We start from the raw sequence: 15,202 nt of genomic DNA on the forward strand, positions 1-15,202 counted from the left end.
TCCATTTCATCGGGATGTGGCCGTCGAATCGGGGTGATCGCGCGCAAGTCGAGTAGCAACTCGCGTCGCGTGTCGCATGTTGCGTCTCAGATTGAGACGAGCGCCGAAATGGAATGGCGCGCGCGAACAGGCGCATGCCGTGATGCGTGAGTCGCGGCGTGGGGGAACGGAGGAAGGGGAGCGCGCGCGCGTGTCACGCGCGTAAGAACGGATAACCCTGTGTCTCGAGCCAGCGCCGTACCAGCGCGGCCTGCGGCGGCGTGAATTCCGCGAGTACTTGCGCAACCGGCCGTTCGCGCAGCGCCGCGACGATCGGCGCGAGCGGGATGCCTTGCAGATGCCAGATCCCGAGCGGCTGGTCGGGGCTCGTGACGACGTCGGCTTCGGCGATGGTGTCGCCGTCGATCACGGGCGCCCGCTCGATCGCGAGCGCGTCGAAATCGGGCGCACGATGCGACGGCGCATCGTCGGGCCATGCGCGGCGCGCGTGCCAGAACGGTCGGTCGGCCCATTGCGTGTCGAGCGCATAGAAGTCGCGGCCGATCCGCGCGAAGCGCATGAACAGTGCGTTGATGCGCCGTTCGTGAAAGCGCAGCGCGAGTGCCGCGCGTTCGGGATGCGCGAGCAGCGTATGGATGACGGCCGGCGCCTGCAGCGCGGACGACAGCGACTGGAAGATGCCGTTGCCGGAGAGCGGATCGACGGCCATCGCCGCGTCGCCGACGCGCAGCCAGTTCGCGCCGCCGGTGTCGCCGGACAGCGTCGCGCTGCTGGTGCGCGCGAACACGCGCGCATCGGTGCCGGTATCCGCGCCACCCACACCGAAGAAGCCGCGCGCGAGCGGCGTTTGCCGCAGCGTCGCGCACCACGCGGGCAGCGCGTCGCGCGGCGGCAGCGTGGTGGTCGCGACGTCGAGCGTCACCTGCCAGTAGCAGCGGCCGTCGGGCAGGCGTGCCATCCACGCCCAGCCGTCCGGCAAGCTCTCGATCGCCGACGCCGCGTCGCCGGGCGTGCCTTGCCACACGTTCAGGAGGCTGAGCGTCTGCGGGCCGCGGATTGCGTCGCGCGTGCGCGGTGCCAGGCGACCGCGCGCCTCGACGACGAACGCCGCGTGCAGCGTGCGTTCACCGTCCGGCGTGTCGATGCGGATCGCATGCGCGTCGCCGTCGGCCTGCACCGCGCGGATCGTCGCTTCACGCACCGCAATGCCTGCATCGGCGAGATCGCGGCGCAGCGCCGTGTCGAAACGGCCGCGGTCGATCAGGTGTTCGTGGTTGAGCGTGCGCGTGTCGCCGTTCCAGTGCGTCGTGCGCGCGCAAGGCGGCAATGCGCATGCGGCGGCGTGCGCGAGCCCGGCATGACGCAGTCCTTGCAGCACGCGATCGGACACGCCTTCCACCGCGTCGAAGTGCCTCCATTCGCTGACGATCGTGACCGGATAGCCGAGCCGCGCGAGTCCGAGCGCGGTGGCGGCGCCCGCCGGCCCCGCGCCGAGCACGACGATCGATGGACGGCTCACGATGCCTGGGTGCGTCGCTCGACGCCGATGTACGCGGCATTCGCGCGCAGGTGCGCGAGCAGCGCTGCCGTGTCGGCATCCGGATACCGCGCGAACCAGTCCGCCGCATATCCGCTGAGCGTCGCGCACGCGATGCTCGCACCGGCCGGCGCGCGCGGTGCGCCGCTCGACACGACCGCACCGAAATCGGCCTGCGCGCTGTCGAGCCACGACCATTGCCCCGGCGCGCAGCGCGCATCGCCCGTGACGCGCACGATCCCGGGATAGCTCGCCGGAAACACCGGCGCGCCTTGCGCGGGGCTCGAAGCGAAGACGGTCACGCGTTGCGCGACGGCTGCCGCGCATGCGTCGCGCAGCGTGTCGCGATCGGCGCGCACACCGAGACTCAGGTTGATGAGACGAACACGTTGCGTGAGCAACCAGTCGATTGCATGCGCGATCTGCGCGGCGCTCGTCACGCCGCGCGCCTCGAACACCTGCGCGACGACCAAGGCCGCTTCGGGCGCGGCGGCCGCGAGCGTCGTGCAGATCGCGCTGCCGTGACCGACGCGATCGGGTTCGACCGCACGCGCCTGTACCGTCGAAGCATCGTCGAACGCGAAGCGCCGCGCGTCGACGACGCGTGCGCTCAGCGACGGCGGATAGCCGCTGTCGACGATCCCGACGCGCACGGCCCGGTCGTCAGGCATGGGCCACATCGCGGTGCGTGCGTCGTGCGAGTCGTCCGTCCGCGAGTTCGAAATGCAGGTCGACGCCGACGAGCGTCGATGCACGGTGGCTGACGAGGATGCGCGTGCGGTCGCCGAACAGCGTGTCGATCTGCGCGATGACCTGTCGCTCGGTCGCTTCGTCGACGGCGGACGTCGCCTCGTCGAGCACGAGGATTGCCGGCGCCTGCAGCAGCGCGCGCGCGATCGCGATGCGCTGCTTCTGGCCGCCGGACAGTTGCTGTCCGCGTTCGCCGACCGGACCGTCGAGGCCGCCCGGCAGCGTTGCGATCAGTTCGTCGAGCTGCGCGGCGCGAGCGGTATGCACGACGTCGTCGTGTGTCGCGAACGGCGCCGCGTAGCGGATATTGTCGGCGAGGCTGCCGCGAAACAGCACGATGTCCTGGCTGACGACCGCGATGTGGCGGCGCAGCGCGTCGAGATCGACGTCGCGCAGGTCGATGCCGTCGATCCGCACGCTGCCCCGCTGCGGGTCGTAGAAGCGCTGCATCAGGTCGATCAGCGTCGATTTCCCGCTGCCCGACAGTCCGGACAGCGCGACCTTGCTGCCGGCCGGCACGCGCGCGCTGACGCCGCGCAGCACCGCCCGCGCGCGCTCGTCGTGCGCGAACCACACGTCGACGAATTCGAGATCGCCGCGCGGTGGCAGTTCGCGCGCGTTGGCTGGCGGCTGCACGGCCACCGGCGCGCGCTGCAGTTCCATCACGCGGCCGAGGCTGACCGTCATCCGCTGCAGCGCGACGTAGAGGCCGAGCAGGCTCTTCACGGGGCCGATCGCCATCCCGAGATAGCTCGAGAACGCGATCAGGGAGCCGAGCGGCCAGTCGCCGCGGATTACCCAGTAGCCGCCGACGATGAATGCACCCGCGCGCGACACCGACGTCAGCGTGCCGGGCACCGATTGCGTGATGAACTCGGTGACCTGCAGCTTCAGCAGGCGTTCCATGTAGCGGTCGCCGAGGCCGTCGAGCCGCGCCTGTTCCGCACGCTGGCGTCCGGCAGCCTGGATGAACTTCATCGCGGGCAGCGTCTCGACGAGGAACGACGACACGTCGGCCGCGCCTTCGCGCACCGAGCGCGCATCGCGCTCGACCTTGCGGCGCATCGTGCGCAGCCACAGAATCTCGAACGGAATCAGCAGCAGCGCGAGCAGCGACAGCTTCCACGACAGCATGACGAGCAGCGCCAGCGTGCCGACCAGCCCGATCACGTTCGACACGGCGGAGAACAGCGCGTCGAGCGCGAAGCGCTGGATCTCGGCGACGTCGCCGTCGAGGCGCGACAGCAGGTCGCCGAGGCGGCGCTGGCCGTAGAACGACGGCGACAGCCGCTGCAGGTGCGCATAGACGGCGCCGCGCAGCGAGAACAGCACGCGGCCGGACAGCCGCGTGTGCAGGTAGCGGTTGATGCCGCCGAGCAGCGTGCCGATGAAGCCCGCGAACACCATCGCGAATGCGATCGCGACGAGCATCCGGAAATCCTTGCCGACCAGCCCGCGGTCGATCAGCTCCTTCGTGAGCCACGGTTGCGCGACCGCGAGCAGCGACGCGCAGGCCGACAGCGCGAGCAGCCCGGCGATCGCGAGCCGGTGCGGCCGGACGAAACCGTACAGCCAGCCGAGCGCGCGCGCGAGCTGCGCGCGGTCGTCAGTCTTCACGAAACGCAGGACGAGTTTCAGCATCGGCGCGATCGGTCCGTAACGAATGCAATGGACGAACGCGCGCGCGACATCATGACTGCAGCCGCTTGAGGCGGCGGTACAGCGTCGCGCGGCTGATGCCGAGCGTCTGCGCGGCGGCCGCGACGTTACCGTCGTGGCGCGCGAGCGATTCGCGGATCAGGTCGTCCTCGTGGCGGCGGATCAGCCCGAACGACGCGTCCGGCGCCGGGCACACGCCGTCGATGAAGCCGTCACACAGATGATCGAGGCCGAGCACGTGGTCATGCTCGTCGCGCACCGCGAGCGCGGTGCGCAGCACCATCTCGAGCTGGCGGATGTTGCCGGGCCAGCGATGCTGGCGGAACACGTCGGCGAGTTCGGCACTCACGCTCACGTGCGGCGCACCGAGCCGCGCGAGCAACGCGGCGACGATCAGGTCGACGTCGTCGCGTTCGCGCAGCGCGGGCAGCAGCACGTTCACGCCGTGAATGCGGTAATAAAGGTCTTCGCGGAACGACTTGTCGCGCACCATCGTCTGCAAGTCGCGGTGCGTCGCGCAGATCACCGCGATGTCGATCGACTGCTCGTCGCCCGCGCCGAGCGGCGCGACCTTGCGTTCCTGCAGCACGCGCAGCAGGCGCGCCTGCAGGTGCAGCGGCATGTCGCCGATCTCGTCGAGAAACAGCGTGCCGCCGTGCGCCTGCATCAGCCGGCCGGTCATCCCGCCCTTGCGGGCGCCCGTGAACGCGCCGTCGCGGTAGCCGAACAGTTCCGACTCGATCAGCCCTTCGGGAATCGACGCGCAGTTCACCGCGACGAACGGCTTGCCGGCTCGTGCGCTCGCATCGTGCAGCGCGCGCGCAACGACTTCCTTGCCGGTGCCCGTCTCGCCCTGCACGAGCACGGGCAGCCCGTTGTTGAGCCCTTGACGCGCCATCGTGAGCGCGCGCAGCAGGCGCGGCTGGCGGCCGGCGAGGGCCGCGAGCGCCTGTGTGCCGGCATCGTCGCGGGCAGCGGCGGCCGGTGACGGCGCGCGTTCGCGCGAGGCCGGCACGACGGTTGCGCGCGGCAGGCGCAGCGCCTTGCAATGGAACGCGGCGTCCACGCCTTCGACGCGCAGCATTCCGCCTTGCTCTGCGAATGCGATGAACGACGGCGTGCGCGCGACCGCCGCGCTTTCGCAGCGGCGACCCACGAGTGCGTCGCGCGCCGCGCCGAGCAGCTCGCACGCATGCGCGTTCGCGGCGACGATGTGGCCGGCTTCCGACACGGCCAGCACGCCGCTCCAGCTCGAACCGAGATACGCCTGGCGCGGGTGAAACACGAGCACGACATGTTCGGGGAAATACGCGTCGAACAGGCGCGTCTCGATGTGCGTGGCGGCGGCGCTCATCAGCATCGACACGCCGTCGAGCGTGAGCGGCAAATCGCCTTCGCGCGTGAGGTCCAGCACGCCGATCGGCTTGCCGTGCGGATCGCACAGCGGCAGCGAGCGGCACGAGAAGCGGCTCAATTGGCCGAGGAAATGCTCGCCGCTGTCGATCGCGACCCCACAGCCTTCGACGAGCGCGGTGCCGAGCGCGTTCGTGCCGCGCAGCGATTCGCACCAGTTCGCGCCGGCGCGGATGTCGCCGATGCCGAGCGCGGCGAGATGGCTCGCGTTGCCGTCGACCGACAGAATGGTTGCATGTGCATCGGCCAGCAGGATCATCCCGTCGCTTCCACAGCGCTCGGCGAGGAAGGCGAGTTCGGGGGTGGCCGCGTCGAGCAGCAGGCGGTTCGCGTCGCGCAGCTCGTCGAGATTGCAGAATTCGTGCAGGTTCAGCCGCGCGTCGTCGTCCCAGCGCACGCCGTGATCGAGACTGCGCCGCCACGACTGATCGATTTCGAGGCGCAGGCAGCCTTGTGGCAGCACGCCGTCGGCCGTGAGGCGTTCGCGAATCAGGCGGGTTGCCTGCAGCCGGTCCGGCAGGCGTTGGCCGGAAGGGAAGTAGTCTTGCACGTCGCCCCTCCTCAGGAGAATGTCGGGCCGTCCGATCCGGCGCGGCCGCTCGCAAAAAGGCCCGCCGAGTCTGGCACAAGCCCGGGCATAAATCCATCCGGTCAAAAACCTAAAACCCAGGCGGGGCGCGGCCGTGCGGGCGATCGGCGCGCGCGGGCGGCCCGCATTCGGCGCGCGTGACGGAGTGGCGTGCATGGCTTCAGGGCGGGCGAACTTCGCGCGACGGCGGCGCTTACGTGCGCAGGTTGTGCGCGTTGCACCTGCCTTCGTTCGCGACCCGTTTTCCGGCGAATATCGGGCTCGGTGCGTTCGTATTGGTTTCGTCCAGCAGCGGTGACGCGGCGCAGGCGGCGCGCGGCAGCGCGGCGGCCGACAGCAGGCCGGCGGCCGCGATCATGAGCGCGCGGCGGGCAGCGGGGAGGCGCGGCATCGGATGTCTCGTTGTCGTGATGGTTCGGGGAAAGGCGCGGAAGATACGCGCGCGGGCGGAACAGGCGCGCCGCGCGACATCGTCGCGCGGCGCATGCATTGCTCACATCCGCGACGCGATCACACGTTCATCAGCACCGATTTCAGTTCCGTGTAGTGTTCGATCGCGGCCGCGCCCATCTCGCGGCCGAAGCCCGACATCCGGTAACCGCCGAACGGCAGTGCCGGATCGAGCGCGCTGTGGCAATTGACCCAGACCGAGCCCGAACGGATCTTCGGGATCATCCGGTGCGCGGCCGACAGGTTGTGGGTCCAGATGCTCGCGCCGAGTCCGTAGCGCGTGTCGTTCGCGAGGCGGATCGCATCGTCGATCGTGTCGAACGGCATCGCGACCAGCACCGGCCCGAAGATTTCCTCTTGCACGAGCGGACCCTTCTGGTCGACGTCCACGAGCACGGTGGGCTTCACGAAGTAGCCTGGGCCGAACGCTTCGCCACCGCACGCGAGCTGGGCGCCCAGTTCGCGGCCGCGCTCGATGTAGCCGGCCACGCGCTTTTGCTGCTTCGCCGAAATCAGCGGGCCCATGTCGACCGACGGGTCGAGCGCGTTGCCGAGCTTCATGTTGCTCGCGATGCCCGCGATGTCGCCTACCACGCGATCGAAGTGCTTGCGTTGCACGTAGAGGCGCGAGCCCGCGCAGCACACCTGGCCGTGATTGAAGAAGATCGCGGTGGCCGCGCCCGAGGCCGCGACGGCCGGGTCCGCATCGTCGAACACGATCGTCGGCGACTTGCCGCCGAGTTCGAGCGTCACGCGCGTCATCGATTCCATCGCGGCCTTGCCGATCAGCTTGCCGACTTCGGTCGAGCCGGTGAAGGTCAGCTTGTCGACGTCCGGGTGATGCGCGAGCGCGGCACCCGCTTCGATGCCGGTGCCGGTCACGACGTTGAACACGCCGGCCGGGTAGCCGGCTTCCTGCACGAGTTCGGCGAGCCGCAGCGCGGTGAGGGGCGTTTCGTCGGCGGGCTTCAGCACCATCGTGCAGCCGGTCGCGAGCGCGGGGCCGAGCTTCCAGCACGCGAGCAACAGCGGGAAATTCCACGCGACGATCGCACCGACCACGCCGACGGCCTCGCGCCGGATGAAGCCGTGGAACTGGCTGTCGGGCATCAGCGGCATCGACACGTCGACGGTCGCGCCTTCGATCTTGGTGGCCCAGCCGGCCATGTAGCGCAGGAAGTCGATCGCCAGCTGCACGTCCATCACGCGCGCGATCTGCGCGCTCTTGCCGTTGTTCACGCATTCGAGCTCGGCGAGCTGCTGGGCGTCGCGTTCGAGCAGATCCGCGAGACGCCACAGCAGGTTCTGTCTTTCGCGGGGCCGCATGCGGCTCCACGCGGAATCGTCGAACGCCTGGCGCGCGGCGCGCACCGCACGGTCGACGTCGGCCGCGCCGGACGCCGGCACGCGGCACAGTTCGTCGCCGGTCGCGGGGTTGTGGACGGCCAGGGTGGCGCCGCTTTCGGCGCTGCGCCACGTATCGCCGATCAGCATCGACGGCGTGCGTGCGATGAACGACTGGGTTTGCGGAAGTAACGACAACGTTGCCTGCATGGAAGCTCCTCGCTCATCGGGGTTCGGGTGTCGAGGCGAAAAGCAGCTTCCATACCAACGACCGGGCGGCGGCCTGCGTGCACGCCGCATGCGCCATGCGGCGCGGGGCGTGCGGCGTGACGCCCGTCGTCGGCATGCACGACCGGCATCGCGCCGCGTTCGCGGTGCGGCGTCTCAATTTGAGAATCCGGATGCAATGTGAGACGCGACATGCGGCACGCGCGCTGCCGGCCGCTCCGGCGACACCACCGCAAAGGCGCGCGAATGCCGGTTTGGCGCGCCGCTTTGAATCGGGATTTTCCCGAGCGTTCGGCGATAAAAGCGCGTGTTTTCCTTGTGGCAAACCCGACGTCGGCAATTGGCACGGGCTGTGCTTGAAGAGCGAGAGACAAGCGCCGCAGCGCTGCATGCCGGACGATTCGAGACCCCACGTAAAGGAGCAGAGCCTTGTTCAAGACTTTCATTCGACGCAGCAGGCCGCCCCGCGCGGCCGCGACCGTCGCCGCCGCTGGCGCGCTGGCGCTGGCCGCGGGTGCCGTGCACGCCCAGGCCCAGGCACCGCGCGACGCTCACGCGATCCTGAGCCAGACATGCGCGGCGTGTCACGCGGCCGAGTCGAAGGATTCGTGGAGCCGCATCAGCCATCAGCGCAAAACGCCGGAAGGCTGGCTGATGACGATCGCGCGGATGCAGACGATGCACGGCCTCACGATCAGCGACGACGAGCGGCGCATTCTCGTGAAGTACCTGTCGGATACGCAGGGCCTCGCGCCGTCGGAGACGAAGGATTTCCGCTACGCACCCGAGCGTCGCCTGAACACGCAGGAGACCGTCAACAACGAGGAATTCAAGCAGATGTGTGCGCGTTGCCACTCGGCCGCGCGCCCGCTGCTGCAGCGCCGCCCCGTCGCCGAGTGGGACAAGCTCGTGAACTTTCACCTCGGGCAGTGGCCGTCGATCGAGTATTCGGCGATGGGCCGCGACCGCGACTGGCTGAAAATCGCGCTCACCGAGATGGCGCCGATGCTCGCGAAGGACTACCCGTACGACAGCAAGGCATGGACCGCGTGGAAGCAGCACCATCCGCCTGCCACCGCGCTCGCCGGCACCTGGAGCTTCGGCGGTCACATGCCGGGCAAGGGCGACGCGTACGGCACGATGACCGTGAAGGGCGGCACGGGCGACCGCTTCGACGTCGAGCTGAAGGGCCGCTTCGCGGACGGCAGCCCGCTCGTCGGCACCGGTACCGCGACGCTCTATACCGGCTACGAATGGCGCGCGAGCGTGAAGGTCGGCGACACGACGATGCGTCAGGTGCTGATGGCGAGCGACGGCACGCTGCGCGGCCGCATGTTCGACGATGCGCATGACGAGCGCGGCCTTGACTTCAACGCGGCGAAGCTCGGCAACGCACGGATCGTGGCGGTGCAGCCGGCGTACGTGAAGGCGGGTAGCGAGACCGACGTGACGATCGTCGGCGCGAACCTGCAGGGCACACCGGCGTTCGGCGCGGGTGTCACGGTCGCATCGGTGCTCGAGCGCACGCCGGGCTACGTGCGGGTGCGGGTGAAGGCCGCCGACGGCAGCGCGGCCGGCGTGCGCCGCGTGAGCGTCGGCGCCGCGCATGCGGACGGGTTTGCCGTTTATCGCGAGATCCACGACGTGAAGGTCGAGCCCGACTTCGCGGTTGCGCGCATCGGCGGCAACGGCGGCTCGACGCCGAAAGTCGAGGGCCGCTTCGACGCGGTCGCGTGGGGTGTCGACGGGGCGGGCAAGCCGTTCCGCATCGGCGTCGTGCCCGCGCAATGGTCGGTCGCGCCGTTCGACGATCAGTCGAAGGGCGATCGCGACACGCAGTTCGCGGGCGTGATGCAGGCGTCGACGGGGATCTTCACACCAGCCGACGCCGGCCCGAATCCCGCACGCCGGATGGGCACCAACAACACGGGCAACCTGAACGTCGTGGCGACGGTGACGGACGGTTCGCGCACGGTGACGGGCACCGGGCACATGATCGTCGCGGTGCAGCGCTGGAACAATCCGCCGCTGCCCTGACCGGCCGCCCATCCACTGGCGCCGGGCCGCGACGCGGCTCGGTCCGAATCGACGAACGCAAGGAGAATCCGATGAGCGCCCTGCTGAACGTGGTCGAACGCAACGTGCACGAAGTGCGCGTCGACGACGAGCGCCTGATGTTTCACGTGCCGAGCAGCTCGCTGTTCGCGGCCGATCGCGTGACGGCCGACATCATCGACGCATTGCGTGCGAGCAGCTGCACGGCCGACGAGCTGTTCGCGCGGCTGGCCGGCCGCTCGCCGCACAGCGAACTCGCCGAGACGCTCGGCGAGCTGATGGCCCTCGAGGTCGTCAGCGACGGCTCGCCGCTCACGCCCGAGATCGCGGTGAAGCGCGTCGAGCGCACCGCGATCGACACGGTCGTGCTGAACGTGAACACCGGCTGCAACCTGAGCTGCACGTACTGCTACAAGGAAGACCTCGACACGCCGTCCGCCGGGCGGCGGATGGACATCGACACTGCGAAGGCGTCGGTCGAGATGCTGCTGAAGGAGTCGCCCGACCTGCCGCGCTACACGGTCGTGTTCTTCGGCGGCGAACCGCTCAGCAATCGCAAGCTGATCGAGTGCATGGTCGAGTATTGCGAGCTGCGCTTCGGCGCGCTCGGCAAGCAGGTCGAGTTCGTGATGACGACCAACGCGACGCTCTTGACCGAGGAGATCGTCGAGTGGCTCGACGCGCATCGCTTCGGGCTGTCGGTCAGCATCGACGGACCGCGCTCGATCCACGACCTGAACCGCCGCACGGTCGGGGGCGCGGGCACCTACGACGTCGTGCGTCGCAAGGTCGAGATGCTGCTCGCGCGCTACCGCAGCCGCCCGGTCGGCGCGCGCGTGACGCTGACGAGCGGCGTGACCGACATCGAAGGCATCTGGGATCACCTGTTCAACGAACTCGGCTTCGCGGAAGTCGGCTTCGCGCCGGTCACGTCGGGGCAGCTCGACACGTTCAACCTGCAGCCCGAGGAGCTCGCACGGGTGTTCGCGACCATGAAGGCGCTCGGTCGGCGTTATCTCGCCGCCGCGCTCGAGAACCGCAACATCGGCTTCTCGAACCTGCACCAGCTGATCACCGACCTGCACGAGGGGCACAAGAAGTCGCTGCCGTGCGGCGCGGGGCTCAAGATGCTCGCGGTCGACCACAAGGGCGACCTGAACCTGTGCCACCGCTTCACCGGCTCGGCGCTGCCGACCTTCGGCAACGTGCATGAAGGCGTCGCGCAGGCGGAGCTCAACGACTTCCTGTCGCAACGCCTCGAGCGCAGCGGCACCGGCTGCGAAACCTGCCGGATCCGCAACCTGTGCTCGGGCGGCTGCTATCACGAGAGCTACGCGCGCTACGGCGATCCCGCGCATCCGACCTACCACTACTGCGAGCTGATGCGCGACTGGATCGATTTCGGCATCGAGGTCTACAGCCGGATCATCGCCGGCAACCCGGCGTTCATCGGCAACTACATCACTCCGCGCAAGGCGAACTGACATGAAACATCTGAAGCCGCTCAACAACAAGGCGAAAAAGCTCGAGGAGGCCGTGCAGCAGGATCGACTCGAGGAAGTCGTCGCGATGACGTCCGTCGCGGGCTGCACGTCGACCACCGACCCCGGCTGGGAAACGGACGTGTTCGGCGGGGTCGCGTCGCTGTGCCAGCCTATGGAGGCCGACCTGTACGGCTGCTCCGACCCGTGCTGGTGGCCCGCGCAGGTGCCCGACATGATGAGCACCTATCCCGACTGGAACAAGCACGCGGCCGATTCCGGCGCGGACTGGCGCCAGCTCGGCAGCGTGTTCCCCAAAGACAAGTGATCCACCCGGCACCGATCAAGGATTCTCCATGCGATTCACGACACCCCTGAGCCGCACGCTCCTCGCCGCCGCGCTGGTCTCGGCCGCGTCGCTGTCGGCCGCGGCCGACGGTCCGCTGCAGACCGGCCACGAATACCTCGCCGTCACGAACTACCCGAACAACCTGACGGTGATCGACACGGGCACCGACAGCATCGTCAAGACCTGCGCGCTGCCCGATGCGTTCGGCCCCGGCACGATCCAGATCAGCCCGGACCGCACGCGCGCGTACGTGCTGAACAATCACTACGGCGACCTGTACGGCGTCGATCTCGATTCGTGCAAGACCGTGTTCCATGCGGATCTCGCGGAAGCGGGCAACGAGCGGGCGCGCGCGATGTTCTCGGTCGCGCTGAGCCCGGACGGCAAGGAGATCTACAGCGTCGTCAATCCGACGAAGCTGAACCGCGACAGCTACGAAGTGCAAGCGCCGCGCCTGCAGGTGTACCGTACCGACGCCGGGCTCGACGCGAAGCCGGCGCGCACGTTCCCGGCGCCGCGCCAGACGACGATGCTGCAGGCCGCCGACGACGGATCGCTGTTCGTCGTCGGCGCGGACATCTACCGGATGAACGTGCAGACCGGCCAGTACGACGTCGCGGTGCCGCTGCGCAACTGGAAGCAGCCGCTGCACGGCCAGCCGGACGTGCTGTACGTGTGGCCGCAGCAGCGTCCGCAGCACACGCTCAACCTGCTCTATACGGCTGACCGTTTCAAGGACGAGAAGAAGGATCCTGCCTCCGCGCAGACGATGTACGGCTACGTCGACATCGACCTGAGGACGGGCAACGCGACGGTCAAGGATTTCGCGCCGCTCACCGAGGTGTATTTCACGGGCGGGCTGTCGCCGAGGGATCCGAATGCGATGTACGGGGTGCTGAACCGGCTCGCGAAGTACGACGTGAAGAACGAGAAACTGGTCGAGGCCGCGCCGCTCGATCATTCGTACTACTGCCTGTCGTTCAATCGTGAGGGCAGCAAGCTCTATCTCGCGGGCACCTTCAACACGGTCGCCGTATACGATGCCGACACACTGAAGAAGCTGAAGGACATTCGCGTGCCGGGCGGCGACATGGCGATCACCACCGCGCAGATTTTCACACGATGATGGATGCGCCGGCCCGCGGGCCGGCGCCGTAGATCAGGAGACTCCATGACCACCGCCATCGCCACCGGCGTGCCGCGCGACGGCCTGTCGATCGTGCGAGGCCGCACCGACGTGCCGCTGTCGGATGCGACCGTCGCCGCGCTGCTGCACGACACCGCGTCGCGCTTTCCGGCGCGGCCGGCCGTCGTGTTCCGCGAGCAGGGCATTTGCTGGGACTGGCGCACGTTCGCGCACGAAATCGACGTGCTCGCGACCGGCCTCGCCGCGCTCGGGATCGAGAAGGGCGACTGCGTCGGCATCTGGTCGCCGAACCGCAGCGAATGGCTGCTCACGCAATTCGCAACCGCGCGCATCGGCGCGGTCCTCGTCAACATCAACCCGGCCTATCGGCTCGCGGAACTCGACTATGCGTTGAACAAGGTCGGCTGCCGCGCGCTGATCGCGGCCGAGCAGTTCAAGTCGTCGAAGTACCTGGAGATGCTGCAGGCGCTCGCACCGGAACTCGCGCATTGCGTGCCGGGTGAATTGCATGCGGCACGCGTGCCGAGCTTGCGTACGATCGTATCGATGGGCGAGGCGGCGCCGGCCGGCATGTTCCGCTTCGCGGACGTGATGGCGCGCGGCCGCGACACGCTCGATGTCGCGCGGCTCGATGCGATCGGCGCGACGCTCGCGGCCACCGATCCGATCAACATCCAGTTCACGAGCGGCACGACCGGCAGCCCGAAGGGCGCGACGCTCACGCACCGGAACGTCGTCAACAACGCGCGCTTCATCGCGATGGCGATGCGTTTCACCGAACAGGATTCGCTCTGTATCCCGGTGCCGCTGTATCACTGCTTCGGGATGGTGCTGGCCGTGCTCGCGTGCGTGTCGACGGGCGCCGCGATGGTGTTTCCCGGCGAGGCGTTCGATCCGGTCGCGACGCTCGCGGCCGTGGCCGACGAGCGCTGTACCGCATTGCACGGCGTGCCGACGATGTTCATCGCGGAACTCGATCATCCGGACTTCGCGAAGTTCGACCTGTCGACGCTGCGTACCGGGATCATGGCCGGCTCGCCGTGCCCGATCGAGACGATGAAGCGCGTCGTGTCGCAGATGCATCTGTCCGAGATCACGATCGCGTACGGCATGACGGAGACGAGCCCCGTGTCGTTCCAGAGCTCGACCGACGACCCGCTCGAGAAGCGCACGACGACGGTCGGGCGCATCCAGCCGCATCTGGAGGTGAAGATCGTTGATCCGAGCGGCGAGATCGTGCCGGTCGGCGCGACGGGCGAGCTGTGCACGAAGGGTTATTCGGTGATGCTCGGCTACTGGGGCGACGATGCGAAGACTCAGGAATCGATCGTCGACGGCTGGATGCATACGGGCGACCTCGCGACACTCGACGCTGACGGCTACTGCAACATCGTCGGCCGGCTGAAGGACATGGTGATTCGCGGCGGCGAGAACATCTACCCGCGCGAGATCGAGGAATTTCTGTTCAGGCATCCGAAGATCCAGAGCGCGCAGGTGTTCGGCGTGCCCGACGCGAAATACGGCGAGGAGCTGTGCGCGTGGATCGTGCTGCGTGCGGGCGAGCAGATGTCGGAGGACGACGTGCGCGCGTTCTGCACCGGCCAGATCGCGCACTACAAGATCCCGAAGTACGTCTGCTTCGTCGACGAATTGCCGATGACGGTGACGGGCAAGGTGCAGAAATTCGTGATGCGCCAGCAGATGATCGACGCATGGGGGCTGAAAGCCGCCGATACCGCGTAGTACCGCGCGGGCGCTCGTCTTGCCGCCCGCCACGCCCGTCATGACCGCCCGAGCGGCGGTTTTCCCTGCCGCCCGTTCCGCCCGGGGTAAAATGCGCGCCACGCCGCGATGTCGCGCGCGACGGGCATTGCGGCGTTCCGACGAACGGCGCAACGCACGGCGCCCGCACCGGGGCGTTCGAAGCGTCCCCCCGCGTGACAAGACCGTGCGACGCGGCTGGCTGCCCGACCCGAACCCGATCGATGGACCGGCGGCCGCGTCGGTGCCGGGCGTGTCACCGGCATCCGATGCCCCTTTCCGCGCTTTCCGAATCGATCGGCACGCATGCGGCCCGATCGTCCGACTCGTCTGACGAATGTCGTGTCGACGTTCGTGCCCGGTGGTTGCCGGGCACGGTCGCGGGTTCATGCGCGAGGTCGCGCTTCGCGGCTGCACAACGAGTTTCGAGTGTCTCGAC

Annotated in this window: 11 protein-coding genes; 5 read left to right on the forward strand and 6 right to left on the reverse strand. The window is 68.6% G+C overall.

Going from position 1 to position 15,202, the window contains the following annotated elements; all coding sequences use genetic code 11:
- Positions 1-193 precede the first annotated feature (193 nt).
- The 6 genes from qhpG to WS75_RS11970 form a co-directional block, all read right to left on the reverse strand.
- Positions 194-1,519: a flavin-dependent monooxygenase QhpG gene (qhpG, locus tag WS75_RS11945; protein ID WP_059680657.1), complete on the reverse strand. Its 1,326-nt coding sequence runs from the start codon at positions 1,517-1,519 to the stop codon at positions 194-196.
- Complete coding sequence (gene qhpE / locus WS75_RS11950; RefSeq protein WP_059680658.1) at positions 1,516-2,208, reverse strand: subtilisin-like serine protease QhpE; 693 nt, start codon at positions 2,206-2,208, stop codon at positions 1,516-1,518. The genes qhpG and qhpE overlap by 4 nt, the downstream gene beginning before the upstream one ends.
- A complete protein-coding gene (locus WS75_RS11955; protein ID WP_059680659.1) occupies positions 2,201-3,928 on the reverse strand; it encodes an ABC transporter ATP-binding protein in 1,728 nt (575 codons plus the stop codon). The genes qhpE and WS75_RS11955 overlap by 8 nt, the downstream gene beginning before the upstream one ends.
- A gap of 49 nt (positions 3,929-3,977) precedes the next feature.
- Complete coding sequence (locus WS75_RS11960; RefSeq protein ID WP_082729573.1) at positions 3,978-5,909, reverse strand: sigma-54-dependent Fis family transcriptional regulator; 1,932 nt, start codon at positions 5,907-5,909, stop codon at positions 3,978-3,980.
- 232 nt (positions 5,910-6,141) lie between these two features.
- The gene (locus tag WS75_RS11965) at positions 6,142-6,438 is read right to left on the reverse strand and encodes a hypothetical protein (protein WP_257129361.1); all 297 of its coding nucleotides are present in this window, start codon (positions 6,436-6,438) and stop codon (positions 6,142-6,144) included.
- 20 nt (positions 6,439-6,458) lie between these two features.
- Positions 6,459-7,952 (reverse strand): aldehyde dehydrogenase family protein, encoded by a 1,494-nt coding sequence (locus WS75_RS11970; protein ID WP_059680661.1) that lies wholly within the window; start codon positions 7,950-7,952, stop codon positions 6,459-6,461.
- Positions 7,953-8,399: 447 nt separating this feature from the next.
- On the opposite strand from WS75_RS11970, the gene peaA reads away from it, so the two are divergent.
- The 5 genes from peaA to WS75_RS11995 all read left to right on the forward strand — a co-directional run bounded on the left by peaA (position 8,400) and on the right by WS75_RS11995 (position 14,745).
- A complete protein-coding gene (gene peaA, locus WS75_RS11975; RefSeq protein ID WP_082729574.1) occupies positions 8,400-10,007 on the forward strand; it encodes a quinohemoprotein amine dehydrogenase subunit alpha in 1,608 nt (535 codons plus the stop codon).
- A gap of 71 nt (positions 10,008-10,078) precedes the next feature.
- Positions 10,079-11,509 (forward strand): quinohemoprotein amine dehydrogenase maturation protein, encoded by a 1,431-nt coding sequence (peaB, locus tag WS75_RS11980; protein WP_059680662.1) that lies wholly within the window; start codon positions 10,079-10,081, stop codon positions 11,507-11,509.
- Between the two features lies 1 nt (position 11,510).
- Positions 11,511-11,834, forward strand: a complete 324-nt coding sequence (qhpC, locus tag WS75_RS11985) for a quinohemoprotein amine dehydrogenase subunit gamma (RefSeq protein ID WP_059466008.1) — start codon at positions 11,511-11,513, stop codon at positions 11,832-11,834.
- Between the two features lie 28 nt (positions 11,835-11,862).
- Complete coding sequence (peaD, locus tag WS75_RS11990; RefSeq protein ID WP_059680663.1) at positions 11,863-12,981, forward strand: quinohemoprotein amine dehydrogenase subunit beta; 1,119 nt, start codon at positions 11,863-11,865, stop codon at positions 12,979-12,981.
- A gap of 45 nt (positions 12,982-13,026) precedes the next feature.
- Positions 13,027-14,745 carry an AMP-binding protein gene (locus tag WS75_RS11995; protein WP_059680664.1) on the forward strand — a complete coding sequence of 573 codons (1,719 nt, stop codon included), beginning with the start codon at positions 13,027-13,029 and terminating at the stop codon, positions 14,743-14,745.
- Positions 14,746-15,202 lie beyond the last annotated feature (457 nt).

This window comes from Burkholderia sp. FL-7-2-10-S1-D7, from assembly GCF_001524185.1.
Lineage (GTDB): Bacteria > Pseudomonadota > Gammaproteobacteria > Burkholderiales > Burkholderiaceae > Burkholderia > Burkholderia diffusa.

What these genes read in the sequence shown, in the direction of transcription:
- qhpE (WP_059680658.1), bottom strand. Translation starts at nt 2,208, where the DNA reads ATGCCTGACGACCGGGCCGTGCGCGTCGGGATCGTCGACAGCGGCTAT.
- WS75_RS11955 (WP_059680659.1), bottom strand. Translation starts at nt 3,928, where the DNA reads ATGCTGAAACTCGTCCTGCGTTTCGTGAAGACTGACGACCGCGCGCAG.
- WS75_RS11965 (WP_257129361.1), bottom strand. Translation starts at nt 6,438, where the DNA reads ATGCATGCGCCGCGCGACGATGTCGCGCGGCGCGCCTGTTCCGCCCGC.
- WS75_RS11970 (WP_059680661.1), bottom strand. Translation starts at nt 7,952, where the DNA reads ATGCAGGCAACGTTGTCGTTACTTCCGCAAACCCAGTCGTTCATCGCA.
- peaB (WP_059680662.1), top strand. Translation starts at nt 10,079, where the DNA reads ATGAGCGCCCTGCTGAACGTGGTCGAACGCAACGTGCACGAAGTGCGC.
- qhpC (WP_059466008.1), top strand. Translation starts at nt 11,511, where the DNA reads ATGAAACATCTGAAGCCGCTCAACAACAAGGCGAAAAAGCTCGAGGAG.
- peaD (WP_059680663.1), top strand. Translation starts at nt 11,863, where the DNA reads ATGCGATTCACGACACCCCTGAGCCGCACGCTCCTCGCCGCCGCGCTG.
- WS75_RS11995 (WP_059680664.1), top strand. Translation starts at nt 13,027, where the DNA reads ATGACCACCGCCATCGCCACCGGCGTGCCGCGCGACGGCCTGTCGATC.